Source organism: Micromonospora inyonensis (assembly GCF_900091415.1).
Classification (GTDB): Bacteria; Actinomycetota; Actinomycetes; order Mycobacteriales; family Micromonosporaceae; genus Micromonospora; species Micromonospora inyonensis.
Window position 1 is genome coordinate 2,744,547 of sequence record NZ_FMHU01000002.1, and the last position, 26,807, is coordinate 2,771,353.

26 protein-coding genes, 1 pseudogene and 1 riboswitch are annotated in these 26,807 nt (G+C 74.1%); of the genes and pseudogenes, 2 read left to right on the top strand and 25 right to left on the bottom strand.

Annotated elements, in window-relative coordinates:
- Window positions 1-18: 18 nt before the first annotated feature.
- The 17 genes from pheT to rpe all read right to left on the bottom strand — a co-directional run bounded on the left by pheT (window position 19) and on the right by rpe (window position 15,330).
- A complete protein-coding gene (gene pheT / locus GA0074694_RS26530) occupies window positions 19-2,565 on the bottom strand; it encodes a phenylalanine--tRNA ligase subunit beta (protein WP_091462717.1) in 2,547 nt (848 codons plus the stop codon).
- A gap of 42 nt (window positions 2,566-2,607) precedes the next feature.
- Entirely contained in the window at window positions 2,608-3,684 is a 1,077-nt protein-coding gene (gene pheS / locus GA0074694_RS26535; RefSeq protein WP_091462718.1) for a phenylalanine--tRNA ligase subunit alpha, read from the bottom strand.
- Between the two features lie 165 nt (window positions 3,685-3,849).
- The gene (locus GA0074694_RS26540) at window positions 3,850-4,731 is read right to left on the bottom strand and encodes a TrmH family RNA methyltransferase (RefSeq protein ID WP_091464047.1); all 882 of its coding nucleotides are present in this window, start codon (window positions 4,729-4,731) and stop codon (window positions 3,850-3,852) included.
- A 31-nt stretch (window positions 4,732-4,762) separates the two neighbouring features.
- A complete protein-coding gene (gene rplT, locus GA0074694_RS26545; RefSeq protein ID WP_088984921.1) occupies window positions 4,763-5,155 on the bottom strand; it encodes a 50S ribosomal protein L20 in 393 nt (130 codons plus the stop codon).
- Between the two features lie 35 nt (window positions 5,156-5,190).
- Window positions 5,191-5,385: a 50S ribosomal protein L35 gene (gene rpmI, locus GA0074694_RS26550; protein ID WP_091462719.1), complete on the bottom strand. Its 195-nt coding sequence runs from the start codon at window positions 5,383-5,385 to the stop codon at window positions 5,191-5,193.
- Between the two features lie 19 nt (window positions 5,386-5,404).
- Window positions 5,405-6,010: a translation initiation factor IF-3 gene (infC, locus tag GA0074694_RS26555; protein WP_091462720.1), complete on the bottom strand. Its 606-nt coding sequence runs from the start codon at window positions 6,008-6,010 to the stop codon at window positions 5,405-5,407.
- A gap of 327 nt (window positions 6,011-6,337) precedes the next feature.
- A complete protein-coding gene (locus GA0074694_RS26560; RefSeq protein ID WP_176738132.1) occupies window positions 6,338-6,799 on the bottom strand; it encodes a PH domain-containing protein in 462 nt (153 codons plus the stop codon).
- 60 nt (window positions 6,800-6,859) lie between these two features.
- Window positions 6,860-7,858 carry a DMT family transporter gene (locus GA0074694_RS26565; RefSeq protein WP_091462721.1) on the bottom strand — a complete coding sequence of 333 codons (999 nt, stop codon included), beginning with the start codon at window positions 7,856-7,858 and terminating at the stop codon, window positions 6,860-6,862.
- A complete protein-coding gene (gene hisG, locus GA0074694_RS26570; protein WP_091462722.1) occupies window positions 7,855-8,700 on the bottom strand; it encodes an ATP phosphoribosyltransferase in 846 nt (281 codons plus the stop codon). The genes GA0074694_RS26565 and hisG overlap by 4 nt, the downstream gene beginning before the upstream one ends.
- A gap of 51 nt (window positions 8,701-8,751) precedes the next feature.
- Window positions 8,752-9,015 carry a phosphoribosyl-ATP diphosphatase gene (locus tag GA0074694_RS26575; protein WP_091462723.1) on the bottom strand — a complete coding sequence of 88 codons (264 nt, stop codon included), beginning with the start codon at window positions 9,013-9,015 and terminating at the stop codon, window positions 8,752-8,754.
- A gap of 123 nt (window positions 9,016-9,138) precedes the next feature.
- The gene (gene ribH, locus GA0074694_RS26580) at window positions 9,139-9,639 is read right to left on the bottom strand and encodes a 6,7-dimethyl-8-ribityllumazine synthase (protein ID WP_091462724.1); all 501 of its coding nucleotides are present in this window, start codon (window positions 9,637-9,639) and stop codon (window positions 9,139-9,141) included.
- A gap of 1 nt (window position 9,640) precedes the next feature.
- Window positions 9,641-10,906, bottom strand: coding sequence for a bifunctional 3,4-dihydroxy-2-butanone-4-phosphate synthase/GTP cyclohydrolase II (locus GA0074694_RS26585; RefSeq protein ID WP_091462725.1), 1,266 nt, complete (start codon window positions 10,904-10,906; stop codon window positions 9,641-9,643).
- Window positions 10,903-11,604 (bottom strand): nicotinamide riboside transporter PnuC, encoded by a 702-nt coding sequence (gene pnuC, locus GA0074694_RS26590; protein WP_091462726.1) that lies wholly within the window; start codon window positions 11,602-11,604, stop codon window positions 10,903-10,905. Before pnuC ends, GA0074694_RS26585 begins: the two co-directional genes overlap by 4 nt.
- Window positions 11,604-12,215: a riboflavin synthase gene (locus tag GA0074694_RS26595; protein ID WP_091462727.1), complete on the bottom strand. Its 612-nt coding sequence runs from the start codon at window positions 12,213-12,215 to the stop codon at window positions 11,604-11,606. Before GA0074694_RS26595 ends, pnuC begins: the two co-directional genes overlap by 1 nt.
- 1 nt (window position 12,216) lies before the next feature.
- A complete protein-coding gene (gene ribD, locus GA0074694_RS26600) occupies window positions 12,217-13,278 on the bottom strand; it encodes a bifunctional diaminohydroxyphosphoribosylaminopyrimidine deaminase/5-amino-6-(5-phosphoribosylamino)uracil reductase RibD (protein WP_091462728.1) in 1,062 nt (353 codons plus the stop codon).
- 146 nt (window positions 13,279-13,424) lie between these two features.
- Window positions 13,425-13,598, bottom strand: a riboswitch (FMN riboswitch).
- A gap of 61 nt (window positions 13,599-13,659) precedes the next feature.
- Complete coding sequence (locus GA0074694_RS26605) at window positions 13,660-14,646, bottom strand: response regulator (RefSeq protein ID WP_091462729.1); 987 nt, start codon at window positions 14,644-14,646, stop codon at window positions 13,660-13,662.
- Between the two features lie 3 nt (window positions 14,647-14,649).
- Complete coding sequence (gene rpe / locus GA0074694_RS26610; protein WP_091464054.1) at window positions 14,650-15,330, bottom strand: ribulose-phosphate 3-epimerase; 681 nt, start codon at window positions 15,328-15,330, stop codon at window positions 14,650-14,652.
- A 191-nt stretch (window positions 15,331-15,521) separates the two neighbouring features.
- On the opposite strand from rpe, the gene GA0074694_RS33820 reads away from it, so the two are divergent.
- Both GA0074694_RS33820 and GA0074694_RS26615 read left to right on the top strand, forming a co-directional pair.
- Entirely contained in the window at window positions 15,522-15,653 is a 132-nt protein-coding gene (locus tag GA0074694_RS33820) for a hypothetical protein (protein WP_281190354.1), read from the top strand.
- A gap of 193 nt (window positions 15,654-15,846) precedes the next feature.
- Window positions 15,847-16,743: a septum formation family protein gene (locus tag GA0074694_RS26615; protein WP_091462730.1), complete on the top strand. Its 897-nt coding sequence runs from the start codon at window positions 15,847-15,849 to the stop codon at window positions 16,741-16,743.
- 159 nt (window positions 16,744-16,902) lie between these two features.
- Here the strand turns inward: GA0074694_RS26615 and GA0074694_RS26620 are convergent, their stop codons facing one another.
- The 8 genes and pseudogenes from GA0074694_RS26620 to coaBC all read right to left on the bottom strand — a co-directional run bounded on the left by GA0074694_RS26620 (window position 16,903) and on the right by coaBC (window position 26,800).
- The gene (locus tag GA0074694_RS26620) at window positions 16,903-18,408 is read right to left on the bottom strand and encodes an RsmB/NOP family class I SAM-dependent RNA methyltransferase (protein WP_091462731.1); all 1,506 of its coding nucleotides are present in this window, start codon (window positions 18,406-18,408) and stop codon (window positions 16,903-16,905) included.
- Complete coding sequence (fmt, locus tag GA0074694_RS26625; protein ID WP_091464058.1) at window positions 18,405-19,331, bottom strand: methionyl-tRNA formyltransferase; 927 nt, start codon at window positions 19,329-19,331, stop codon at window positions 18,405-18,407. Before fmt ends, GA0074694_RS26620 begins: the two co-directional genes overlap by 4 nt.
- A gap of 2 nt (window positions 19,332-19,333) precedes the next feature.
- Window positions 19,334-19,894 carry a peptide deformylase gene (gene def / locus GA0074694_RS26630; RefSeq protein WP_091462732.1) on the bottom strand — a complete coding sequence of 187 codons (561 nt, stop codon included), beginning with the start codon at window positions 19,892-19,894 and terminating at the stop codon, window positions 19,334-19,336.
- Window positions 19,895-19,941: 47 nt separating this feature from the next.
- Window positions 19,942-21,056 (bottom strand): annotated as a pseudogene (locus GA0074694_RS26635) (cytochrome P450).
- A gap of 90 nt (window positions 21,057-21,146) precedes the next feature.
- On the bottom strand, window positions 21,147-22,130 hold the full coding sequence (locus GA0074694_RS26640; protein ID WP_091462733.1) for an AAA family ATPase: 984 nt from the start codon (window positions 22,128-22,130) through the stop codon (window positions 21,147-21,149).
- Between the two features lie 161 nt (window positions 22,131-22,291).
- Window positions 22,292-24,262, bottom strand: a complete 1,971-nt coding sequence (locus GA0074694_RS26645) for a primosomal protein N' (RefSeq protein ID WP_245714921.1) — start codon at window positions 24,260-24,262, stop codon at window positions 22,292-22,294.
- Between the two features lie 59 nt (window positions 24,263-24,321).
- Window positions 24,322-25,515: a methionine adenosyltransferase gene (metK, locus tag GA0074694_RS26650; RefSeq protein WP_091462735.1), complete on the bottom strand. Its 1,194-nt coding sequence runs from the start codon at window positions 25,513-25,515 to the stop codon at window positions 24,322-24,324.
- Between the two features lie 76 nt (window positions 25,516-25,591).
- Window positions 25,592-26,800 (bottom strand): bifunctional phosphopantothenoylcysteine decarboxylase/phosphopantothenate--cysteine ligase CoaBC, encoded by a 1,209-nt coding sequence (gene coaBC / locus GA0074694_RS26655; protein ID WP_091462736.1) that lies wholly within the window; start codon window positions 26,798-26,800, stop codon window positions 25,592-25,594.
- Between the last annotated feature and the right edge of the window lie 7 nt (window positions 26,801-26,807).

Here is a 26,807-nt window from a genome sequence, read left to right on the forward strand (position 1 = left end):
GGGACCCCTGCTACCACCTCAGGCGCCGCGCAGGGTCGCGCCGAAGCGGGAGGCTGCCGTGGCGACCGCCGCGTCACGGGCGGCCACCGCCTCCTCGACGGTCAGGGTGCGGTCGGGGGCGCGGAAGGTGAGCTTGTACGCCAGCGACTTGCGCCCCGCACCGAGCTGTGCCGAGGCGTACACGTCGAACAGCCGGACCGACTCCAGCAGCTCGCCGGCCCCCTCGACGAGGGCTCGGCGCACCTCGTCGGCGGGGACGGCGTCGTCCACCACCAGCGCCACGTCGATCAGCGCGGGCGGGAATCCGGAAACGGTCGGCGCCGGGACGATCCCGGCCGCCGGCACCGCGTCCAGGTTCAGCTCCATCGCGGCGGTCCGCCGGGGCAGTTCCAGCGTGGCCAGCACCGACGGGTGCAGCTCACCGGCGTACCCGACGACGGTGTCGTCGACCAGCAGCTGCGCGCAGCGCCCCGGGTGCCAGGGGGCGTACCCGGCGGCGCGCACGCCGACCCGGTGCGCGTCGATCCCGGCGGCGGCGAGCACCGTCCGGCCGGCCTCGACGGCGTCCGCCCAGCTCGCCGGTCGCCCGGCCCCCCACCAGCCGGCCGGTTCGACGTCCCCGGCCAGCACGACGGCCACATGCCGGGGCTGTGCCGGCAGGGTCGCGTCAGCGGCGGCGAACTCGGTGTCGGAGGGACGCTGGTCCACGCCCATCACCGGCGACGGGCCGGCTTCCGGACGCGGGTGGAAGACCAGCCCGGTCTCGTAGAGGGCCAGGTCCCGGTGACCCCGGCCGATGTTGCGCTTCAGGATGCCCAGCAGCGGGCCGAGCAGCGTGGTGCGCAGCAGCGGCTCCTCCTCCGACAGCGGGTTGGCCAGCCGCACCGCGACCCGACGCGGGTCGTCGGCGGGCAGGCCGAGCTGGTCGGCGAGGTCGGGGGCGACGAACGGGTGCGCGAGCACCTCGACGTACCCCTGCTCGGCCAGGGCCCGGGCGACCGCCCGGTGCCGCCGCTGCGCGGGGGTGAGCCCTCGACCGGGCGGAGCGGGCGGCAGGACCGACGGGACGCGGTCGTACCCGTCGAGGCGGACCACCTCCTCGACCAGGTCCGCCGGGTCGGTCAGGTCCGGTCGCCAGGTCGGCGGGACGACGCTGAGCACGGCTGCGCCACCGGCGGCCACCCCGACCGTGCCCGGGTCCTCCCCGAGCCGGTCGACGCCCTGGGTCACGGTGCAGCCGACCTGCTCCAGCAGGGCGACCACCCGGGCCGGCGGGTAGTCCACACCGACCCGCCGGGTCGGCAGGTCGGCCGGCAGGCTCACCGGGGTGGACGGCCGGACGTGGTCGATGTCGAGGATCTCCGCGTCGGCGGTGCCGCCACCGTGTTCGGTGAGCAGCCGCACCGCCCGCTCGATGGCGACCAGCGGCAGCGCCGGGTCGACGCCGCGTTCCCACCGCTTCGCCGCCTCGCTGAACAGCTTGTGCCGGCGGGCGGTGCGCCCGACCATCACCGCGTCCCAGTGCGCGGCCTCGAAGAGCACGGTGGTGGTGCCGGCGACCACCTCGCTGGTCTCGCCGCCCATCACCGCGGCGAGGGAGATCGGACCGGTCTCGTCGCAGATGACCATGTCCTCCCCGGCCAGGCTGCGGGTCGCCCCGTCCAGCGTGGTGAGCTTCTCCCCCGGCTCGGCCCGGCGTACCACCAGTGGGCCGACGAGCCGGTCGGCGTCGAAGGCGTGCATCGGCTGGCCCAGCTCGAGCATCACGTAGTTGGTGATGTCGACCGGCAGCGAGATGCTGCGGATGCCGGCGACGGCGAGCCGGCGGCCCATCCACTCCGGGGTCCGGGCGGTCGGGTCGACGCCCCGGACCATCCGGGCGACGAACCGGTCGCAGCCCACCGGGTCACGCACCTCCACCGGGTACGCCGGACGTGACGTCCCGCCGGGCGCGGGCACCAGCCCCGGATCGCGGAACGGCACCCCGAAGGCGTGCGACAGCTCGCGGGCGACGCCCCGGACCGACATCTGGTAGCCCCGGTCAGGGGTGATCTCCAGCTCGACGACCACGTCGTCGAGCCCGACCGCCGGGCGCGCGTCGTCGCCGGGCTTGGCCGGGTTGTCGGCGTCCAGCACGATGATGCCCGAGTGGTCGTCGCCGAGGCCCAGTTCCCGCGCCGAGCAGATCATGCCGTGGGAGTTGCGCCCGTACGTCTTCCGGGCGCCGATGGCGAACCCACCGGGGAGCACGCCACCGGGGAGGATCACCACCACCCGGTCGCCCGGGGCGAAGTTGCGCGCCCCGCAGACGATCTCCTGCAACTCGCCGGTGCCGTTGGCGTCGCCGACGTCGACCAGACAGAACCGGATCGGCTTCTTGAAGCCGGTGAGCTCCTCGATCTCACGGACCTCACCGACGACCAGCGACCCGGTGACCGTGGCCCGCAGGTCCACCAGGGACTCGACCTCGATGCCGAGGTCGACCAGGGCCCGCTCCAGGTCGGCCGGGTCGAGGTCGGCGGGCAGGTCGACGTACTCCCGCAGCCAACTGACTGAAACTCGCATGCCTCTAGACCACCGTCTCCGTGTCTCGTTCCCGCATTCCCGCTACGCCCCGGTGCCGAACGCGCGGGTGAACCGCACGTCGCCCTCGGCCATGTCCCGCAGATCGCTGACCCCGTGCCGGAACATGACCGTCCGGTCGATGCCCATGCCGAACGCGAACCCGGAGTAGACCTCCGGGTCGATGCCGCAGGCCCGCAGCACCCGCGGGTTGACCATGCCGCAGCCGCCCCACTCGACCCAGCGCGGCCCGTCCCGGTGCTCCGGGAACCAGACGTCGAACTCGGCGGACGGCTCGGTGAACGGGAAGTAGTGCGGCCGGAAGCGGGTCCTCGCGCCCTCGCCGAACATCGCCCGGGCGAAGTGGTCGAGGGTGCCGCGCAGGTGGGCCATGGTGATGCCCCGGTCGACCACGAGCCCTTCGACCTGGTGGAAGACCGGCGAGTGGGTGGCGTCGAGTTCGTCGGTGCGGTACACCCGGCCGGGCACCACCACGTAGATCGGGGGCGTGCGGGTGAGCATGGACCGGGCCTGCACCGGCGAGGTGTGCGTCCGCAGCACCTGCCCCTGGCCGGGAGCGTCGGTGCCGGCGACGTGGAAGGTGTCCATGAGTCCCCGGGCGGGGTGGTCCGGGCCGATGTTGAGCGCGTCGAAGTTGGTCCACTCCAGCTCGACCTCGGGGCCCTCGGCCACCTCGTAGCCCATCCCGACGAAGAGGTCGCTGATCTGCTCCATCAGGGTGCTGATCGGATGACGCGCGCCCCGGGGCCGCCGGTCGTAGGGAAGGGTGACGTCCACCCGCTCCTCGACGAGCACCCGCGCGGCCCGCTCCCGCTCCAGGATCTCCAGCCGGGCGGCGTAGGCCGTCTCGATGCCCCGGCGGGCCTCGTTGACCCGCTTGCCGGCGTCGGACTTCGCGGCCGGTGGCAGGGCGCCGATCTCCCGGCGGGCCAGCGAGACCGGGGACCGGTCACCGAGGTGCGCGGGGCGCAGCGCGGTCAGCGCGTCCGGGTCGGCGGCGTCGGCGAACGCCTTCTCGGCGTCGGCCACGGCGGCGGCCAGGGCGGCCGGGTCGAGCAGGGCGACCTGCTTCGGGTCGTACGGATCGTTGCGATAGGTCATGGCGTACGGGCACTCCCTCACGGCGGCGCCGCCCTCCCGGGACGGCCAGGCGAGTCTACGGACGCGCGGCTGTGCCGCAGCCCGCCGGTGGGAGGGACGCGCGGAGCAGTCAGGCCCGCCGCCCGCCGACACCGGCGGGCTGGCTAAACGAACGCCGAGGCGCGTTCACGGGCGGACGCTCTCCTTCGCGGAGGATCCCCGCACGGGGGATCGCTGTGCTTTCGCTGAAGCGTACAGGCAGACGGCAGCCGCCGCAGCCAGGTTCAGGCTCTCCGCGCGGCCGTGCAGCGGCACCCGGACCCGGGCGTCGGCGGCGTCGGTCAGCTCCCCGGGCAGGCCGTGCGCCTCGGAGCCGAAGAGCCATGCGGTGGGGGCGGCGAGCCGGCCGGCGTCGGCAAGGTCGTCGAGGTCGCTGTCGCCGTACCCGGTGGTGGCCAGGACGGTGAGTCCGGCGGCGCGGAGCGCGCCGACCACCTCGCCGGGGTCGGTGGCGCGGACCACGTCGACGTGGAAGAGGCTCCCGGCGGAGGCCCGCACGCACTTGCCGTTGTACGGGTCGACGGTGTCCCCGGCGAAGACCACCGCCTGCGCCCCGGCGGCGTCGGCGGTGCGCAGCACGGTGCCGGCGTTCCCGGGATCCCGGATGCCGGCGAGCACCGCGACCAGCCGGGGAGCCGTGGCGAGCGCCCGGTCGAGGGGGACGTCCAGGTGGCGGCAGACCGCGACCAGCCCCTGCGGGGCGACGGTCTCGGCGAGGGCGGCGAGCGCCTCGTCGGTGACCTCGGAGACCGGTACGTCGGCCGTGGCGGCACGGGCCGCGAGGTCGCGGTGGCGGTCGAGGGCGGCCGGGGTGCCGAAGAGTTCGACCACCAGGCCGGGCCGGGTCAGGGCCTCCCGGACGGCCTGCGGCCCCTCGGCGAGGAAGCGTCCGGTGGCGTCTCGGTCACGGCGGCGGTGCAGCCGACGGGCGGCGGCCACCCGGGGGGTGCGTGGGGTGAACGGGCCCGGGACGGCGTCGAGGCGCCTCCCGTGCGCAGGTGACGGCATGGGAGACGCCTCGATGACCGGATGCGGTGGGTCAGGCGGCCTGAGCCGCCGCGCCACCGGTGCCCTCGGCCGCCACGGCGGCGCGGGCGACCTCGACGATGGCGGCGAACGCCGTCGCGTCGTTGACGGCCAGGTCGGCCAGGATCTTGCGGTCGACCTCGACGCCGGCCAGCCGGAGCCCCTGGATCAGCCGGTTGTAGGTCATCCCGTTGGCACGGGCACCGGCGTTGATCCGCTGGATCCAGAGCTGCCGGAAGTCGCCCTTGCGGTCACGACGGTCCCGGTAGGCGTACTGCATCGAGTGCAGCACCTGCTCCTTGGCCTTGCGGTACAGGCGGGAGCGCTGGCCGCGGTAACCGCTCGCGGTCTCCAGCAGGGTACGACGCTTCTTCTGGGCGTTCACAGCCCGCTTGACGCGTGCCATTCAACTACTCCTTACTAGTGGTCAAGTGGCGCGCGTCAGCGGCCGAGCAGCTTCTTGATTCGCTTGACGTCAGCCTTGGCCAGCTCGACCGTGCCGGTCAGCCGCCGGGTCTGGGTGGAGGGCTTCTTCTCCAGGTTGTGGCGCAGCCCGGCCTGCTGGGCAACGACCTTGCCCTTGCCGGTCACCTTGACCCGCTTGCCCATACCCGTGTGGCTCTTCATCTTCGGCATGTGAAACGTCTCTCCCCTGTTACTCGCCGGTCGTGCCGGCGGGCTCGGCCGCTTCGGCCGGTGGTGCCTCGGCGGCACCGGCCTCCCGCTCCCGCGGTGCGCCGGTCCGGGCTGCCGTGGCGGCGGCCTTGGTGGCACGGTGCGGAGCGAGAACCATGATCATGTTTCGACCGTCCTGCTTCGGAGCGGCCTCGACGTACCCCAGTTCCGAGATCTCCGACTCGAGCCGGCGCAGGAGCCGGTAACCCAGCTCCGGGCGGCTCTGCTCGCGACCACGGAACATGATCGTCACCTTGACCTTGTCGCCGGCCTTGAGGAACCGCACCACGTGACCCTTCTTGGTCTCGTAGTCGTGCGGATCGATCTTGGGCCGGAGCTTCATCTCCTTGATGACGGTCTGCTGCTGGTTACGCCGCGCTTCGCGCGCCTTGAGTGCGCTCTCGTACTTGAACTTGCCGAAGTCCATGAGCTTGCACACCGGCGGGCGCGCCATGGGCGCAACCTCGACCAGGTCCAGGTCGACGTCCGCGGCCAGCTGCAGGGCGCGCTCCAGCGGGACGATGCCCACCTGCTCACCCTCAGGGCCGACCAGTCGGACCTCACGTGCCCGGATCTGCTCGTTCACGCGTGGTTCGACGCTGATGGGGCCTCCTCGAGTCGGTTCTCCTACGTGGCCGACCCCGCGGTTCCCGGGTGGGAACCGACTCGGAAAGCAGAAGGCCCCGGCGCATGCCAGGGCCCGCTCGACCGGTCGGCACGATCACATGATCGCGCATCCGGCACCGGGATGCACCCGGAACCGGTGACCGGACCCGGCCGCCGTCGCGGGCGACTCGGGTGGGAGCAGGCGCTCCACTTCAGGGCTGCTCACATTTGCACACGGCAGCCTGGTCGACAGAGTCACACTACACCCCCGTCGGGGTACCGCCCAAATCGCCCCGCCGACCGGGGCTCAGCCCTGGGCCAGGGTGGCCTGGCGGGCCCGGTGCAGCCGCCGCAGGGCGCGCACCCCGTCCACCGCCAGCTCCTTGTCCGCCGCCTGGAGGGCCACCATCGGCAGCAGGTCGTCGTCGTACAGCTCCAGGCTCGCCCAGGGCGCCCCGCGATCGAACCGGACGTTGCGGACGACGTCCCAGGGCAGCTCGTACGAGCCGATGATGTTGCGCACCCGGACGCCGTGCGCGTCGGCCTCGACCCGTGGCCGGGTGAAGAGCAGGGCACCGAGCGCGAAGAGAACACCCAGGCCGACCATGGCCAGCTGGTCACCCCGCTGGAAGGTTCCGTAGCCGAACCCGGTCGGGCCGCGCAGCGAGGTGGCCACCAGGCTGAAGACCACCACCAGGGCGACGGCCGAGGACCAGCAGACCACCCGGATCCGGCGGGGACGCAGGCGTACCAGGTCGGGATCGCTCACCCCACCAGTCTGCCATCCGACCGCGGCGCCACCCGCACAGCCGTGCACCGCGTCGGGCGATCAGTGTCCCCGGTCCGTCGCCGGGGGACGGTCCCCGGCGGCCACGGCACCGGTCCCGGGCTCCGCACCCACCGTCGGCCGCGTCCCGCGCACTCGCCCACCCCGGCCGGCCAGCACGGCGGCGAGCAGGGTGAGCACCGCGCCGGCCAGCACCGGCAGCCGCAGCCCCGCGCCGCCGGGCAGCAGCGCGTCGAGCAGCAGGGAACCGCCGAGCTGCCCGCCGACCAGCACCAGACCGGTGCGCAGCACGCCGACCGACCGCACCCCGACCAGCAGGGCGACCACGATGGTCACCCCGAGCAGCCCGCCGGTCCAGAGATACCAATCGGCGGGCCAGCTCGCCGGGGGTCGGAGGAGGCTGCCGGCGACCGCCGCGGCGGTGAACACCCCCGCCGTGCTCACCGCGAAGTTGACCGCGGTGCTGGCGCCGGTACCGACGGCGGCGGCGACCCGGCCGTTGAGCGCGGACTGGAGAGCCACCCCCAGGCCACCGGCCACGGCGAGCAGGACCGGACCGACGGCCAGCTCCCCCACCGGACGGCCGAGCTGGGCCAGGGTGACCGCCGCCAGGCCGAGCAGCGCGCCGGCCACCCGGGGGCCGGTCAACGACAGCCGCCCCACCGGGGCGAGACCGGCCCGGTCCGCGGCGAGCCCACCGAGGCTGCCCCCGGCGACCTGGGCGATGGTGAAGGCCGCCAACCCGAGCACCGGTACGACGTACGTGGCGACCACGACGATCGTCGCGCCCCCCAACCCGCCCAGGTACGACCACCAGGGGAGCCGGGCGGCGCGCAGGCCACGCAGCCCGGTCCGGATCGACGGCCAGGTCAGCAGGGCGAGCAGGACGAGCGCGCTGCCGCCGACGTTGTTGACGACCGCGCCGAGCACCGGGTCACCGGCCCGCTCCCCGAACTCGGCGTTGATCACGCCCTGGGCCGCCGAGGCCACCCCGCCCAGCGCCACCAGGGCGAGGGCGACCGTCGGCGGCAGCGGTCTCACAACCGGCAGGCGTGGATGTTGGTGACCAGGATGGCCCGCGCGCCCACCTCGTACAGCTCGTCCATGATCCGGTGCACCTCGTCGCGGGCCACCATGGCCTGCACGGCGACCCAGCCCTCCCGGTGCAGCGGGGAGATGGTCGGCGACTCGATGCCCGGGGTGAGCGCACTGGCCCGCTCCAGCAGGTTCGCCGGCACGTCGTAGGCGAGCATCACGTACCGGCGGGCGACCAGGACCCCGTGCAGCCGGTGCAGCAGCTGGTCGGCCTGGGCGCAGCCGGGAGCCCCGGTGCGGCGGACCAGCACCGCCGCCGAGCGCAGCAGCGGCTCTCCGAAGACCACCAGCCCGGCCTGGCGCAGGGTGGCCCCGGTGGAGACGACGTCGGCGACCACGTCGGCGACCCCCAGCCGGACGGCGTTCTCCACCGCCCCGTCGAGGCGGATCACCTCGGCCTGCACACCCAGGTCGGCGAGGTACCGCTCGACCAGGCCCGGGTAGGCGGTGGCGACGCGGTGCCCGCCCAGCTTCTGCACCGAGTCGATGTCGTCGGGGCGGGCGGCGAACCGGAAGGTGGCCCGGCCGAAGTTCAGGTCGACCACCTCCTCGGCTGGCGCGCCGGAGTCGATCAGCAAGTCCCGGCCGGTGATGCCGAGGTCGAGGTCACCGGAACCGACGTAGGTGGCGATGTCCTTCGGACGCAGGTAGAAGAATTCGACGTCGTTGCCCTCGTCCCGGCAGACCAGGTCCTTGGCGTCGGTACGCTGGCGGTAGCCCGCCTCGCGCAGCATCTGGGCAGCCGGCTCGGCCAGGGTGCCCTTGTTGGGTACGGCGACACGCAGCATGACGGAGTGCTCCTTTATCTCGATCGTGACGCAACCGGTCGGGTGAGGCACTCACAGATGTCGGTAGACGTCCTCGAGGTCGAGACCACTGGCGAGCATCAGCACCTGGACCTGGTAGAGCAGCTGGGAGATCTCCTCGGCGGTTCGCTCCGGCCCCTCGTGCTCGGCGGCCATCCACGACTCGGCCGCCTCCTCGACGACCTTCTTGCCGATGAAGTGGACACCCCGCTCGAGCGCGGCGACCGTGCCCGACCCCGGGGTGCCAGCGGCGGCCTTGGCCTGCAGCTCGGCGAACAACTCCTCGAACGTCTTCACGGGAGCCGATTCTTCCAGCCGCGCCGGGCGACCCGGTGGCCCGGGTCCCGGGCGGGTCGGGTCGGCCACGCCGGAACCCGTACCGCCGTCAGCCGGGCGGGGTCAGCCGCCGGCCCCGAGCCGTCAGCGGCCGAACCCGAGCCGGTGACCGTTGGCGGCGTCCAGCCCCCGGATGGCCAGCGCCGCGTCCAGGGCGGCGACCGTGGCCGACCAGCCCTTGTCCTCCGCCGAGCCGGGCAGCCCGGCCCGGTCCCGGGCCTGCTCGACGGTGTCGACGGTGAGCACCCCGTGGGCGACCGGCTTCCCCTCGTCCAGGGCGACCCGGGTCAGCCCGTCGGTGACCGACCGGCAGACGTAGTCGAAGTGGGCGGTCGCGCCGCGCACCACCACGCCGAGGGCGACCACCACGTCGCAGCGGCGGGCCAGCGCCTGCGCCACCACCGGCAGTTCGACCGAGCCGGCGACCCGGGCGACCACGGCCCGGGCCCCGCACGCCTCGGCGGCCGCCACCGCCCGGTCGCACATGTGGTCGGTGAGGTCGCCGTGCCAGCGGGCCGCGACCACGCCCACGGTCAGGCCGGTCGCGTCCACCGCGCTCGCCCCGGGTTCGCCGAATCCCGCCATCTCAGACTCCGATCTCGTCGGCCGTGGCCACCCGGCGCAGCGGCGTCTCGGTGACCTCGTCCAGTTCGTCGAGGAGGTGTCCCATCCGGTCCCGCTTGGTCCGCAGGTAACGCACGTTCTCCGGGTGCGGACGGATGGGCAGTCCCTCCCGGCCGGAGATGGTCAGGCCGTAGCCCTCCAGCCCGGCCCGCTTGGCCGGGTTGTTGGTCAGCAGCCGCATCGAGCGGACCCCGAGGTCGTAGAGGACCTGCGCGCCGGTGCCGTAGTCGCGGGCGTCGGCCGGCAGCCCCAGGTCGAGGTTGGCGTCGACGGTGTCCCGCCCGAGGTCCTGGAGCTGGTACGCCCGGAGCTTGTGCAGCAGGCCGATGCCGCGCCCCTCGTGGCCCCGGACGTAGAGCACCACGCCCCGCCCCTCCTGCGCGACCCGGGCCAGGGCCGCGTCGAGCTGCGGACCGCAGTCGCAGCGCAACGAGCCGAGGACGTCCCCGGTCAGGCACTCCGAGTGCACCCGCACCAGCACGTCCCGGCCGTCGCCGATCTCGCCCATGACCAGGGCGACGTGCTCCGCGCCGTCGTGCTCGCTGCGGTAGCCCAGCGCCCGGAAGACTCCGTGCGTGGTGGGCATCCGGGCCTCGGCGACCCGCTCCACCTGCTTCTCCGTCCGCCGCCGGTGGGCGATCAGGTCGGCGATGGTGATCAGGGTGAGGGAGTGCTCCGCGCAGAACTTCTCCAGGTCCGGCAGACGCATCATGGTGCCGTCGTCGTTGACCAGCTCGCAGAGGACCCCGGCCGGGCGCAGCCCGGCCAGTCGGGTCAAGTCGACGGCCGCCTCGGTGTGCCCGGGTCGGCGCAGCACCCCGCCCTCCCGCGCGCGCAGCGGCACCACGTGCCCGGGGCGGGCCAGGTCGGCCGGGCTGGTCGCGGCGTCGGCGAGCAGCCGGATGGTGTGTGCGCGGTCGGCCGCGGAGATCCCGGTGCTGACCCCCTCCCGGGCGTCCACGGTGACCGTGTAGGCGGTGCCGCGCCGGTCCTGGTTGGTGTGGTGCATCGGCGGCAGGTCCAGCCGGTCGCACTCGCCCTCGGTCAGCGGCACGCAGATGTAGCCGGAGGTGTGGCGGACCATGAACGCGATCAGTTCCGGGGTGGCCTTCTCGGCCGCGAAGATCAGGTCGCCCTCGTTCTCCCGGTCGGCGTCGTCCACCACGACGACCGGCCGGCCGGCGGCGACATCCGCCACCGCCTGCTCGATGGTTCCGAACGTGGTCATACCGCAGCCTCCAGGTAGCTGTGCGGAACGGGATCGTGAGGCGCCCGCGCGGTCCTCGCCGAGGTGCGCCACCAGCTGGCGAAGCCCCAGGCGCAGAAGAGCCCGTAGAACAGGTACATCGCGGCGGAGGGGTAGAAGCCGCCGCGCAGCAGCAGGGGCACACCCACCGCGTCCACCGCGATCCAGACCAGCCAGAACTCCACCCAGCCACGGGCCATGCCGTAGGTGGCGAGCAGGCTGCCGACCAGGATCCAGGCGTCCGGCAGCGGCCCCCAGGAACCGAGCGCGGCGAGCACCGGGTACGCCACGGCGGTGCCGAGCACGGCCACCGCCAGCATCCGCAGCCGCTCCCGGCCGGTGGCCCAGCGGGGGACGACCGCCGCGCCGTCCGGCGCGCCGCCGAGCCGGCGGGTACGCGACCACCGCCACCAGCCGTAGCAGCTCACCGCGAAGAAGAAGACCTGCCGGCCGGCCTGCCCGTAGAGGTCGTGCGCCTGCGGGGTGGTGAAGACCCCGCCGAGGAAGACGGTCAGCAGCAGGGCGTTGCCGACCATGCCGACCGGCCAGGCCCAGACCAGTCGGCGCAGCCCCAGAAGCGCCGAGGCCAGCCCGAAGACGTTGCCGACGATCTCCCGGACCAGCACCGGTGAGCCGGCCACCTCGACCTGGGCGGTGAGCAGCCACGCCAGCGGCCCCATCAGCGGGCTCCGCCGGTGAGCCGGTCGCCGAGCAGCCGCTCGACGTACTTGGCGAGCACGTCCACCTCGAGGTTGACCGGGTCGCCGGGGCGCCGTACCCCGAGGGTGGTCAACGCGAGGGTGGTCGGGATCAGCCCGACGGCGAACCAGTCGTCGCCGACGGACGCGACGGTCAGCGACACCCCGTCGATGGTGATCGAGCCCTTCTCGACCACGTACCGGGCCAGGCCGGCGGGGAGGTGGAACCGGACCGTCTCCCACTTCTCGGCCGGTTCCCGGTCGAGCAGCTCGCCGACCCCGTCGACGTGCCCCTGCACCAGGTGTCCGCCGAGCCGGCTGCCGAGCGCGGCGGCCCGCTCCAGGTTGACCCGGTCCCCGGGGCGCAGCGCGCCCAGCGCGGAGCGACGTAGGGTCTCCCCCATCACGTCGGCGGTGAAGACGTCCCCGTCGACCTCGACCACGGTCAGGCAGACGCCGTTGACCGCGATGGAGTCGCCGTGCCGGGCGTCGGAGACGACCAGCGGGCCACGGACGGCGACCAGCGCCGAGTCGTCCCCGGTCTCGGTCACCCCGACGACCTCGCCCAGCTCCTCGACGATGCCGGTGAACATGTCAGCCCTCCCTCTTCCGGGGCAGCGCGGTGATCCGCAGGTCGGCTCCGACCTGCGTGCTGTCGACGATCTCCAGGTCGATCGCCTCGTCGATGGTGTGCACGCCGGCGTCGCGGACCGCGGTCGGCCCCGCGCCGAGCAGCCGGGGCGCGAGGTAGCCGACGACCCGGTCGACCAGGCCGGCGGCGAGGAACCCACCGGCGAGGCGGGGTCCCCCCTCCAGCAGGACCGCCCGGACCCCGCGCCGGTGCAGCGTGGTGAGCAGCGCCGGCAGGTCGACCCGGCCGTCCGGGCCCGCGCCGACCTCGGCGGCGGTGGCGATCCAGGTGTCGGCGGCGGCGTCGCGGACCCGGGCGTCGAGGGGGGTACGCCCCGCGCTGTCCACCACCACCCGCAGCGGCTGCCGGATGGCGAGGGTGCCGTCGCGCAGGTTGCGCACGGTCAGCCGGGGGTCGTCGGCCAGTACGGTGCCGACCCCGACGACGATCGCGTCCACGGTGCCGCGCAGCGCGTGCACGTCCATCCGGGCCGCCTCGGAGGTGATCCACATGCTGGTGCCGTCCTCGGCGGCCGAGCGGCCGTCGAGCGTGGCGGCGTACTTCCAGATCACGTACGGCCGGCCCCGGCGCGTCGAGGTGAGCCAGGCGATGTTGCCGGCCTCGGCCTCGTCGGCGCGTACCCCCAGCTCGACGGAGACACCGGCGGCGCGCAACGTGCTCGCGCCGCCGGAGGCGACCGGGTTGGGGTCGGGCACGGCGACGACCACCCGGGCCACCCCGGCCCGGATCAGCGCGTGGGTGCAGGGGCCGGTGCGGCCGGTGTGGTCGCAGGGTTCCAGGGTCACCACGGCGGTGCCGCCCTTCGCCCGGTCGCCGGCCTGCGCCAGCGCGACGATCTCGGCGTGCGGCCCCCCGGCGTAGGCGTGGAAGCCCTCCCCGACGATCTCGCCGTCCGGGTCGAGCAACACGCACCCGACCACCGGATTGGGGCTGGTGGTGCCCAGGCCCCGGGCGGCCAACGTGATCGCGCGTCGCATCGCCTCGTCGGTGGAGACGCTGGCCATCGCCTGCCCCTGCTCTCTCGCGCGGATCGACACGCGGGCGGGGTGGGAGGCGGGCATGCGGCGGCGGAGCCGGGAACGGCGGAGCCGACCCGGCAGGCCCGGAGGGCAGCCGACAGCGATGGCCGGCACCGGGGCCTGTCCGTCCCGCGCGCTGTCTCCCATCCGGACTGTCTGGGCGCGGGATTGCCCGCCCCCAACCGTCGGCCCCGGAATCTCACCAGGTCCACCGGGCGGCCGAGGCCGACCGGGTCGCGGGCTGACCACGGCTCGGGCCGTGGATCACCGCCGGTTCGGAATTACACCGAGTCCCGCCAGCGCGTGGTGGGTACGTGGGAAGTCTTACACGTCGACCGGGGGTGTCCGCCACCCCGGCGAGCTACCTCACAGCTTCGGGGGGTTTCCCGTGGGGCGGTCGGGGAGGCCCCGCCGCCGGTCCACCGCCACGTACGAACCCGGCTGGCTCTTGGCCACCGTCTTCATCTCTGAGGCGACCGCGATCGCCTCGAGGGGGTCGGTGAAGCGCTTCCGGCTGTCGGAGAGGGAGACCCCGATGGAGAGGGTGACCAGGGCGGCCCTACGGATGTTGCCGCGCCGGTCCTTCAGTTCGACGTAGCCGCGTTCGGCGTCGACGGGGTCGTACAACTTGTCGGCGGAGGTCTCGAAGTCGACCACCGCGCGGGAGGTGAGCGGGCGTACCTGCTCGGGGGTGCAGACGATCACGAAGTCGTCGCCGCCGACGTGGCCGAGGAAGGCCGGCGGGAGTCCGAGCGACACCACCGCCCGGTGCAGGCTGCGGGCCAGCGCCGAGATGAAGTCGTCACCGCGGACGAAACCGTACCGGTCGTTGACGCTCTTGAACCGGTCGATGTCGATGTAGCCGACGGCGTAGTCGGTGCCGCTGCGCACCCGGTCGCTGATCTCCCGGCGGATCCGGCTGTTGCCCGGCAGCCCGGTCAGCGGGGAGACCTCGCGGAACTCCTTGTTGCGGCGCAGGGTGGAGCTGACCCGGGCCACCAGCTCGGCGGTGTCGAAGGGCTTGACCAGGTAGTCGTCGGCCCCGGCGCTGAGGCCGTGCACCTTGTCGACGGTCATCCCCTTGGCGGTCAGCATGATCACCGGCAGGGCGGAGGTCATCGGGTCGGCGCGCAGGCGTCGGGTCAGCTCCAGGCCGTCGATGCGGGGCATCATCAGGTCCACCACGGCCAGGTCGGGACGGGCCCGCTCGATCACCTCGAGCGCCTCCTGCCCGTCGGCGGCGTGGATCACCTCGAAGCCGTGCAGCCGGAGGTTGAACTCGACGAACCGGGCGATGTCCTCGTCGTCGTCGACGACGAGGATGACGTCGGGGCGCTCACCGGCGGGCTCCACGGGTCAGACCCCGGCTGCCGCGCGTCCCGCCAGGGCACGCAGGCGACGTACCGCCTCGGCCGGGTCGTCGGCGCCGTAGACGGCGGTGCCGGCGACGAACGCGTCCGCGCCCGCCTCGGCGGCCTGCGCGATGGTGTCCGCGGCGATCCCCCCGTCCACCTCGATGCGCAGTTCCAGGTGACCGGCGGCGACGTGCCGGCGGGCGGTGCGGACCTTGTCGAGCAGCTGCGGGATGAACCGCTGACCGCCGAACCCGGCCTTGATCGTCATGATCAGCAGGGTGTCGAAGCTGGGCAGGATCTCCAGGTACGGCTCGATCGGGGTGTCCCGGTCGATGGCCAGGCCGGCCTTCGCCCCGGCCGAGCGCAGGTCCCGCGCCAGCTCGACCGGGTTGTCGCAGGCCTCGGCGTGGAAGGTGACGTTGTACGCCCCGGCGTCGGCGTACCCGGGGGCCCAGCGCCGTGGATCGGTGATCATGAGGTGCACGTCGAACGGCAGCGCGGTCACCGCCCGCAGGCTCTGCACCACGGGCAGCCCGATGGTCAGGTTGGGCACGAAGTGGTTGTCCATCACGTCCACGTGCAGCCAGTCCGCGGCGTCTTCCACGGCGCGCACCTCGTCGGCGAGGCGGGCGAAATCAGCGGCGAGGATGCTGGGCGCGACGATCGGGGGCGGTACGGTCACCCGGCCAGTGTACGAACGCACCCGACACTCCCTGGCACCGCGCCACCACCGACCACCTCGCGGGACCGGCCGGCAACCACCCGCCATCCGACGGGACGGTCGGTAGGCGCGGCCGAGAACGGTGCCGTAGGCTGCCGCGCCGTGGCCCGCCCGGCACCGGGACACGGGCGGAGGGCCGGAAGGACGGATCGATGCGGCGGTGGTGGAGGGCGTGCGCCCTGGGCGGGGTGGTGGCACTCGCCCTGGCCGGCTGCGGAACGGCCGAGAAGGCCACCGCTGGCGACCAGACGAACCAGAAGGCCCTCCCCGTCCAGTTCGGCTGAGCCGCCCGGTCATCCCGCACCGTCCCGCCCCACGTGGTGACCGCTCGTCACCTCGTTCCCGGGCCGGCGTCACCGACCGTCCCACGGGGACGGTCGGTCCCCGCGCGGCTGGTACGGGTGCCGTATGCTCCTGCGCCGTGGCCCGCCCCGAACGCCGGGGCGGCGTCGACGGACGGTACGGGGAGGACGGGTCATGCGACGGTGGTTGAGGGCGTGCGCTCTGGGTGGGGTGGCGGCGCTGGCGCTGGCCGGCTGCGGCGTGCCGGAGGGCACCGACGGCAACCTCGTCGACGACTGGGCGGGCCTCGCCGCGCCGAAGATCTTCCAGCCGGCACCCGAGACCTGCCACCCGGACGAGACGGAGGTCGGCTACCTCAGCTCGTACGGCCCGGTGCCCTGCGACCAGTCCCACGAGACGGAGACGGTGCACGTGGGCGCGCTGCCCGCCGAGCACAGCGACCGCGCCACGCCCCCACCGGCCGGATCACCGGCCCGGCTGGCCGCGTACGGCGAGTGCGAGAAGGCGGCGAACCGGACGCTCGGCGCGGACTGGCGCTCGGGCCGGATCGCCCTGCACACCATCTTGCCGTCCGAGTACGGCTGGAAGGGCGGCGCGCGGTGGTTCCGCTGCGACGTCGCCGAGGTCAACCGCCTCGACGGACCGGTCGTGAAGCCCCGGACGGGCAGCCTCAAGGGCGCGCTGGCCGCCGACTCCCCGCTCGCCCACCGCTGCTTCAACGTCAAGCTGGCCAACGACAAGGTCGACGACATGGCCGAGGTGGCCTGCACGACCCGGCACGACGCCGAGTTCGTCGGCGTCTACCCGGACACCGTCGACGACCACGCCGAACTGGTCAAGGGCAGCACGCGCGTCCACCGGCGGTGCCAGGCGATGGTCGCCACGTACGCGAAGGTGCCCGACGACAGCAACCTCAAGTACCGGACCGGGACCATCTACTACCACCCCTCCCAGGAGGAGTGGAAGGACGGCAACCGCGGGGTCCAGTGCTTCCTCTGGCTCAGTGACCGCAGCCTGAAGCGCTCGGTCAAGGGCGGCGGCACCAAGGCCCTGCCGATCCGCTACGCCTGACCGGGCACCGCCGGCCCGACGCTCCCCGCGATCCGGAGCGTCGGGCCGGCACAGCCGTTCCGGCACACGGACCGACACACCCGACCCGGCGCCGGTCCGCCGGGGGCGTTCCCGGAAGCCGGGGTGGGACCGTCGGCCCCACCCCGACCGAGGACCGGGTCAGCCGCGCCGCAGCACCGCGAGGAACATCGCGTCCGTGCCGTGCCGGTGCGGCCAGAGCTGCACCGTCGGCCCGGCCCCCAGGCCCGGCATGCCCGCCGGCAGGAGCGCGCGGGCGTCGACGAAGTCCACCGGTGCCCCGCAGCGCCGGGCCGCCTCGGTGACCGTCACGTGCGTCTCCACCACGTGCGGCGAGCAGGTGACGTAGGCGACCAGCCCGCCGGGACGCGTCGCGCGCAGGCCGGCGGTGAGCAGCTCCCGCTGGAGCCGGGTCAGCGGCGGCAGGTCCGAAGGCTGACGGCGCCAGCGCGACTCCGGCCGGCGGCGCAGCGATCCGAGGCCGGTGCAGGGGGCGTCCACCAGCACCCGGTCGAAGTGCTCCTCGGGCAGCTTCGAGTCGGAGCCGACCGTCCGGCCGTCGGTGTGCAGCACGCTCACCGGCAGTCCGCGGGTGGCCTGTTCGACCAGACGGGCCCGGTGCTCGGCCACCTCGACCGCGGTCACCCGCGCGTCGCGCTGCGCCGCGAGCGCGCCCAGCAGGCCGGTCTTGCCGCCCGGACCGGCGCAGAGATCCAGCCAGCGGCCGTCCGGCCCGTCCAACGGGGCGGCGGTCAGCGCCGCCGCCACGAGCTGTGAGCCCTCGTCCTGCACGTGCGCCCGGCCCTGCGCCAACGCCGGCAGGTCACCCGGCGCGCCGCCGGAGAGGTACACCGCGTACGGCGAGAAGGCTCCCGGCGCGCCCCCGACCTCGTCGGCCAGCTCCGGCGGGTCGGCCCGCCCCGGCCGGGCGCACAGGTGCACCGGCGGGGGTTGGTTGTCCTCGATCAGCAGCCGGGTCGTCTCACCCAGGTCACCGCCGAGCGCCTCGGAGAAGGCCCGGACGATCCACTGCGGGTGACTGTGGGCCAGCGCCAGGTGCCCGACCGGGTCGTCCGCCATCGACGGGGCGATCCGGTCGATCCAGGTGTCGGCGTCCCGGCCGGCGACCTCGCGCAACACCGCGTTGGCGAACCCGGTCGCGCCCGGACCGACCGCCCGGACCAGGTCCACCGTGGCGGAGACCGCCGCGTGGGCCGGCACCCGGGTGTGCAGGAGCTGGTACGCGCCGAGCCGCAGCGCGTCGCGCACCGGCGGGTCGATACGGTCCACGTCCCGGCCGGCGGCGTCGGTGAGGATGGCGTCCAGGGTGCCCAGCGCGCGCAGGGTGCCGTAGGTCAGCTCGGTGGCGAAGGCCGCGTCCCGGCCGTACAGCCCCGCGTCCCGCAGGATGGCCGGCAACACCAGGTTGGCGTACGCGTCGTCGCGGTGCACCGCCGCCACCGCCTCGTACGCGGCGTGACGTGGCCGGTCCACGACGTCGTGGCGGCCGGTCCGCCCGCCACCGCGCCGGTCGGCCCCGCCCCGGCCGTCCCGTGGATCACGTCGGCGGTCGCCGCGCCCGGGCTCGACGCCCGGACCCGACCGGCGCGGCCGTGGGTACTCGGCCCGTTCCTCCGGCCCGGTCACGCGAACTGCTCGCCGGTGTCGACCCGGACGCCCCGCGCCCAGTCGGTGGCCGGCATCGGCTTCTTGCCGGCGGCGCGTACCTCGCCGAGCGACACCGGGGTGGTGGCCGTGCCGGCCAGCACCCGCTTGCGTTCCACGAGTAGTTCGCCGGGCTTCAGCTCCGGAGCGTCGGGCACCGGCCGCACCGGGCCGAGTTTGACCCGGTCGCCCCGGAAGGTCGTCCACGCGCCGGGGGCCGGGGTGCAGGCCCGGATCCGCCGGTCCACCGCGAACGCCGGCTCGGCCCAGCGGACCTGGGCGTCCTCGACGGTCAGCTTCGGGGCCAGGGACACGCCGTCGGCCGGCTGCGCAACCGCACGGGCGGTGCCGTCGGCGATCGCGTCGAGCACCGCCACCAGCAGGCCCGCGCCCGACACGGCGAGCCGCTCCAGCAGGTCGCCGGAGGTGTCCTGCGGCCCGATCCGGTCGGTGAGGGTGCCGTAGACCGGGCCGGTGTCCAGCCCCTCCTCCAGTTGGAAGACGCTCGCGCCGGTCAGCTCGTCGCCGTGCAGCACCGCGTGCTGCACGGGGGCCGCGCCCCGCCAGGCGGGCAGCAGCGAGAAGTGCAGGTTGATCCAGCCGTGCCGGGGGATCTCCAGCGCGGCCGGCGGCACCAGCGCCCCGTAGGCGACCACCGGGACGCAGTCCGGGGCGAGTGCGCGGAGCCGGTCGAGGAACTCCGGTTCGCGCGGGCGGGCCGGGGTGAGCACCTCGACGCCGTGCGCGTCGGCCCACGCGCCGACCGGGGAGCGGGACAGCCCGCGTCCGCGTCCGGCCGGGGCGTCCGGGCGGGTGACCACGGCGACCAGCTCGTGCCCGGAGGCGGCGACCGCCTCCAGGGCGGGGACGGCGACGGCCGGCGTGCCGGCGAAGACCAGGCGCACGGTCACCGCCCCAGACCGAACGGGCTGGCGGCCCCGTGCGGGTTCACCTTGACCACCGGCGGCGCGGCGGCGTCGTACCACTCGGCCTGGCGGATCGCCTTCATCGCCTCCTTGCGCCCGGCGGCGTCCAGCCGGTCGATGAAGAGGACGCCGTCGAGGTGGTCGGTCTCGTGCTGCACACAGCGCGCCATCAGGCCGGTGCCGACGATCTGCATCGGGTCGCCGTAGGCGTTGAACCCCTTGGCGATCACGTTCTGCCGGCGCTTGGTGTCGAAGTAGAGCCCGGGGATGGAGAGGCAGCCCTCGGGGCCGTCCTGCTCCTCGGAATCCGGGAACTCCAGCACCGGGTTGACCAGGTGCCCGAGCACGTCGTCGACGTCGAAGGTGAACACGCGCAGGCCCACCCCGAGCTGCGGGGCGGCGAGACCGGCCCCGCCCTTCTCCCGCATCGTGTCGGTCAGGTCGGCGACGAGCTTGCGCAGCTCGACGTCGAAGTCGACCACCGGATCGGCCGGCGTGCGCAGCACCGGATCCCCGAACAGACGGATGGGCTGGACGGTCACGCGGGGTGGCTCCTTCGTCGACGGGACGGAACTCGTGCCGTACCAGTCTACGGAGTGCCCGAGCCGGCTCCGGTCGGCGTACCGCGTTCCCCGGCCGGCACGGGCACCACCACCCGGCGATGCCGATCGGCGTTCACGGTCATCGGCAGCGTGGCGTAGCCGCGCAGGGTCAGTCGGGTCCGGTGCCGGGGCTCGCCGGCCAGGGCCAGACCGGGCAGCTCGCGCAGCAGCAGCGGGAAGGCGACCTGCGCCTCCAGTCGGGCCAGCGCCGCCCCCAGGCAGTAGTGCGGTCCCCCGCCGAAGGAGAGGGGCTGGTTGTGCGGCCGGGTCGGGTCGAAGCGGCCCGGCTCGGCGAACCGCTCCGGATCGCGGTTGCCCGCGCCGAGGAGCAGCAGCACCCGGCCACCGGCCGGCACCGGCACCCCGCCCGGGGTGACCGGGACGGTGGCCTTCCGGCTGGTGACCTGCACCGGGGAGTCGATGCGCAGCAGTTCCTCCACGTACTCCCCGGCGAAGGCGGGGTCGTCACGCAGGGCGGCGGCGTGCCGGGGGTGTCGCAGCAGCACCACCAGCCCGTTGCCAAGCAGGTTGGTGGTGGTCTCGAAGCCGGCGGCCAGGAGGATAACCAGGTTGGCCAGGAGTTCGTCGCCGGTGAGCCGCCCGGCCTCGGCGTCGTGCGCCTGGACCAGCGCGGTGGTCAGGTCGTCGGCGGGGGCCCGGCGACGGGCCTCGACCAGGTCTCGGAAGTAGTCGCGCAGCGCCACCGCGCCCCGGTCGGCGACGGCCAGCTCCGCCTCCGAGATCTCCGGCTCCAGAACGGCGGCGAAGTCGACGGTCCACCCCCGGAAGGCCTCCCGGTCAGCCTCCGGTACGCCGAGCAGGGCGCAGATCACCCCGATCGGCAGCGGATAGGCGAATTCGTCCATCAGGTCGAGGGTCGCGCCGTCCCGGCGGCCACCGGGTGCTGCGTCAACTCCTCGTGGGTCACCTCGTAGCGGGGATCGCGGAGCACCTCGTCGATGGCGGTGTACCCGGTGGCCACGTACAGGCCCGGGGCGATCTCGACGACCGGCCCGTGGGCGCGCAGCCGTTCGTACGCCGGATAGGGGTCGACACGTCCCTGCGGGGAGAACAGATGAGCCATCGCACCGGCAGCGTCCACGGCGAACCTCCATCGACGGGCGTACGGGAGATCCATCATGCCCCGATCACCCTCGGCGGCGATACCGTGACGCGCCGCGAACGGCCCCCGTCAGTGCCCCGCGACCGCGTCGCCGGCCAGCACCGCGTCGGGGGCCCGCAGGACGTGCTCCGGCAGCGCAAGCTCGATCTTGTGGGCCGCCTCCCAGTCGTGCACCGTGCCGGCCCGGACCTGCCGGGTGAAGTACTCGGCCGCGGTGAGGCCGCCGACGACCGGCTCGTCGGCCTCGGCCACCAGCCGGCCGGGCACCAGGGTGAAGCCGTTCTGGAGCGCGGCGCTGAGCCGGCGATGACCGTCGACGACGAAGAAGTACTCCCCGGAGTACCCGATGCTCAGCGGCTCCAGCGCCTGGTCACCGGCGGCACCGACCGCCTCGACGAGGTCGCTCTCCCAGAGCCCGCGCAGGTTGTGCACGTCCTCCGTGGGGTAGACCCGGGCCGGGTCCAGCATCAGCAGCGGCGGGGCGTCGCGGAGCACGTCGGTGGCGAGGCGTCCCTCGTACGCGTCGATGATGTGCGCGATCACCTCGGTCGGAGCAGCCCGGGTGGTGTCGCAGACCAGGTCGTAGTTGCGCAGCCGGGCCTTGTCCACGCCGTAGCGGACCAGGAAGCGGTTCCGTTCGCTGTCGCTGCGCTCCTTGAGCCTGGCCTTCGCCTCCTCCAGCGAGGCGTAGCTCTCGGCCGGACCGGAGGGGCGCAGCAGCACACGTCGGGCCGCCTCCCCCGGTTCGGTGATCATGTGCACCTTGAGCGCGTCGGTGAAGAAGTGCCAGGCCAGCCGGGAGTCCATCACCAGCGGCTCGCCGGAGGCGGCGATGTCCCGCTGGAGCTGGTCGACGTAGCCGTCGACGGCCTGGTCCAGCTCGGCGTGCAGGTTGAGCTGGAGCGCGGTCATCTGCCGCTCCTGGGCCATCTGCCGGTAGAGGTCCCCGACGCTGACCCGCCGCATGCCGAGCCGCTCGGCGATCTCGACGGAGACGGTGCTCTTGCCGCTGCCGAGATCACCGTTGAAGACGATCGATTGACGGACGGTCACGACTGATCCACCTCTGATCACCGGCTGGTTGACATCATCGATTCGGCGTCGCCTCGACGCGCTCCGGCCGTCGTCGCGCCGCGCCGGCACGGGCAGTGAGGGGCGATGCTACCACGGGCCCGTCAGGACTTTCCCGGCGAACACCCCCGTACCGGCGGAGGTCAGAACAGCTCCAGCGGATCGACCTGCACCCGCACCGGGTCGGCGGCCTTGCGGGCGGCGCGGACCCCGGCCGCGGCGTGCAGCGCCTCCGCGAGCGCGGCCGCCCGCGACCGGGGCACCCGGACCAGCATCCGTTCCCGGTCGTCGGCGGCCGGGACCGGGCCGAGCACCTCGGCCTGGTCGGGGAGGTGGGCCTCGGCGAGCAGCTCGGCCACGGCCGGCGCGGTACCGGTCACGCTGGCCATCCGTACCGCCGGGGGGAATCCCAGGTCCCGCCGCTCGGCCAACTCCCGCGCGGCGAACCAGACCGGGTCCCAGCGCAGCAGGGCCTGCACCGGGGCGAGCCCGCCGTCGGCGACCACCACCACCCGTCCGCCGTCCGTCGCCGGCCGGGCCAGCGCCGCCGCGCGGAGCCACCGCCGCAGCGCCTCCTCCCCGGCCCGCAGGTCGGCCCGGGTGAGCAGGGCCCAGGAGTCCAGCAGCAGCACCGCACCGAAGCCGCCCTCGGCGACCGGCTCGGCACCGGGGGTCGCCACCACCACTGACGCATCGCCGGGCACCCGGGCGAGTACCTCCTCGCGCCCGGAGGTGCGTACCGGCACCCCGGGGAAGGCGCGGCCCAGTTCCTCGGCGGTCCGTCGGGCGCCGACCACCGCGGCCCGCAGCCGCCGGCCGCCGCACTCCGGGCAGGCGTACGCGGCGCTGACCCGGCCGCACCAGCGGCAGGCCGGCATCCCCCGGGCCGACGGCAGCGCGAGCGGCCCGGCGCAGTGTGGGCACCGCGCCGGGGCCCGGCAGTCGGCGCAGGAGACCGCCGGCAGGTAGCCACGCCGGGGCACCTGGACCAACACCGGGGTGTCGGCCCGCAACGCGTCCCGCGCGGTGGTCCAGGCCAGGCTGGGCAGCCGGGCGGTCGCGGCGGCCGGGTCGCGGGCCAGCTGCGGGTCGTCGCCGGTCGGCGCGACGCCCGGGGTACGCGCCCGGAGGGTGGCCCGGTCCGCGACCACCTCCCGCGCCCAGCCGGTCTCCACCAGCAGTTGCGCCTCGGCGGTCCGGGTGTATCCACCGACCAGGGCGGCGGCCCCGCCGAGCTGGGCGCGGGTGAGCAGCACCTCGCGGGCGTGCGGGTACGGCGCCCGGGGCTCGGCGTGCAGGTCGTCGCCGTCGTCCCAGATCGCCACCAGACCGAGCCGCTCCACCGGGGCGAACATCGCCGCGCGGGTGCCGATGACCACCGGTACCCGGCCCCGGCGGGCGGCGAGGAAGGCCCGGTAGCGGCGGGCCGGACCGAGGGCGGCGGAGAGCCGGACGTGCCGGTCCGGGCCGAGCACCCCGGTCAGCGCCGCGTCGAGCCGGTCCAGGTCGCGGGCGTCGGCGACCACCGCGACCACGCCGCGTCCGCCGCGTACCGTGGCCGCCGCGGCCTCGGCGATGCGGGCCGGCCAGTCCTCTCCCGGCAGCGCCGACCAGACCGCCCGGGGGGCGCGACCGTCGGTGAGCGCCCGCAGCAGGCCCGGCCCGGCCGGGTACGCCCCCCAACCGTTCGCCGGGTCCGGCTCCGTCGGGGTCGTACCGGCCGCCACCTCGTCGACCGGGGCGCTCCCGGCGCGGGCCGTGTCGGCCGCGACGGCGACGGGTTCGTCGGGCCGGGCCTCCTTCTCGACCCGGGCGTGCCGGGGCGGTACGGCGAGGCGGAGCACGTCGGCGAGGCTGCCGGCGTACCGGTCGGCGACCGCCCGGGCCAGGTTGGCGATCTCGGGGGCCAGCACCGGTTCGGGCGAGACGACCTTCTCCAGGTACGCCAGCCGGCCGGCGTGCCCGGACCGCTCGGTCCGTTCCAGCAGCCAGCCGTCGACGAGTTGCCCGGCGAAGCGCACCTTGACCCGGGTACCGGGCACCGCCGACGCGGCCAGTTCGGCGGGGACCAGGTAGTCGAAGGGCCGGTCCAGGTGGGCCAGGGGCACGTCCACGCAGACACGAGCGACCGGCGACCCGTCAGCGGGTCGCCGGTCGGTGTGCCTGCTGGGGGTCAGGCTCCTGCGGCCGACTTGAGGTCGGCGGCCCGGTCGGTGCTCTCCCAGGTCAGCTCGGGCAGTTCCCGGCCGAAGTGGCCGTAGGCTGCGGTCTGCCGGTAGATCGGGCGGAGCAGGTTCAGGTCCCGGATGATCGCCGCGGGACGCAGGTCGAACACCTCGTTGACGGCCTGCTCGATCCGCTCGACCGGCACGTTCTCCGTCCCGAACGTCTCGATGAACAGGCTCACCGGGTGGGCCTTGCCGATCGCGTACGCGACCTGCGTCTCACAGCGCTCCGCGAGACCGGCGGCGACGACGTTCTTCGCCACCCACCGCATCGCATAGGCGGCGGACCGGTCGACCTTCGAGGGGTCCTTACCGGAGAACGCCCCACCACCGTGCCGGGCGTACCCACCGTAGGTGTCCACGATGATCTTCCGACCCGTCAGGCCGGCGTCGCCCATCGGTCCACCGATCTCGAACCGACCCGTCGGGTTCACCAACAACCGGTACCCGTCGGTGTCCAGACCGAGACCCTCGACCTCCGGGGCGATCACATGCTCCCGCACGTCCGGCGTCAACAACGACTCCAGACTGATGTCCGCCGCGTGCTGCGAGGAGACCACCACCGTGTTCAGGCGGACCGGACGCAGACCCTCGTACTCGATGGTCACCTGCGTCTTACCATCCGGACGCAGATACGGAATCGTGCCGTCCTTCCGCACCGCCGACAACCGCCGCGCCAGGCGGTGCGCCAAAGCGATCGGCAACGGCATCAGCTCCGGCGTCTCCGAACACGCGAACCCGAACATCATGCCCTGATCCCCGGCACCCTGCGCATCCAACGCCGACTCCGACGACCCCGTCCGCAACTCGAACGCGTTGTCCACACCCTGCGCGATGTCCGGCGACTGCGCCCCGATCGACACACTCACCCCACACGACGCCCCGTCGAACCCCTTACGCGACGAGTCGTACCCGATCCCCAGGATCGTCTCCCGCACGATCGACGGGATATCCGCATACGCCTTCGTGGTCACCTCACCCGCGACGTGCACCTGCCCCGTCGTGATCAACGTCTCCACCGCGACCCGCGAACGCGGATCCTGACTCAACAACGCGTCCAGAATCCCATCACTGATCTGATCAGCGATCTTGTCCGGGTGGCCCTCCGTGACCGACTCGGACGTGAACAGGCGGCGTGTCACGGTACTCCTAAGATGTGAAGGGTCGTTCCGCGGCAGTGTAATCACTACCGCCCGGCCGTGTGGGTGCTCTCCCGGGTCACGCAGGGGTGGTGAGACGGGGCACCACGAGGTCCCAGACGTCGTCGGCCAGGTCTTCCTTCGTCCGTTCCGGAATGACCCGGGTCGAACCGTCCGCGCCGACGACGGTCGCCGCGTTCGTCTCGGCACCGAAGACCTTGTCCGCGCCGACCTCGTTGATCACGATGAGGTCCGCCCGCTTGCGGGCGAGCTTCGCCCGCCCGTTGGCCTCCGCGTCACCGGTCTCGGCGGCGAACACCACCAGCACCTGTCCCGGCCGGCGGCGCCCACCCAGCTCCGCGGCGATGTCCGGGTTCGTCACCAGCTCGATGGTGGGCGCGCCGCCGTCCTCCGACTTCTTGATTTTGCCAGGCGCGTAGGTCGCCGGACGGAAATCGGCCGGAGCCGCCGCCATCACCACCACGTCGGCCGTCTCTGCCGCCGCCAGGGTGGCCGTGCGCAGCTCCTCGGTGGTGCCGACGCGGACCAGGTCCACCCCGGCGGGATCGGGCAGCGAGACGTTGGCGGCGATCAGGGTCACCCGGGCACCCCGGCCGACCGCGGCGCGCGCGAAGGCGTACCCCTGTTTGCCGGAGGACCGGTTGCCGAGGAAGCGCACCGGGTCGAGCGGTTCCCGGGTGCCGCCGGCGGTCACCACCACCCGGCGTCCGGTCAGGTCGGCGGGGGCGTCGGGGCCCCGGCGCAGCGCGCGCCGCGCCACCGCGAAGATCTCCGCCGGGTCGGGGAGACGGCCCTTGCCGCTGTCCGCGCCGGTCAGCCGGCCGACCGCCGGCTCGATCACCAGGACGCCCCGGGCCCGCAGGGTGGCCACGTTCGCCACGGTGGCCGGGTGCTCCCACATCTCGGTGTGCATCGCCGGGGCGAGCACCACCGGGCAGCGGGCGGTCAGCAGGGTGTTGGTGAGGAGGTCGTCGGCGAGCCCGTGGGCCGCCTTGGCCAGCAGGTCGGCGGTGGTCGGTGCGACCACGACCAGGTCGGCCCGCTGACCGAGCCGGACGTGCGGCACCTCGTGCACGTCGGTCCAGACGTCGTCGGCCACCGGTTGACCCGAGAGCGCCGCCCAGGTCGGCGCTCCGACGAAGCGGAGCGCCGACGCGGTCGGCACGACCCGGACCCGGTGGCCCGACTCGGTGAAGAGCCTCAGCAGCTCACATGCCTTGTAGGCGGCGATGCCGCCGCCGACCCCGAGGACGATCCCGGCGGACATCGGCGGG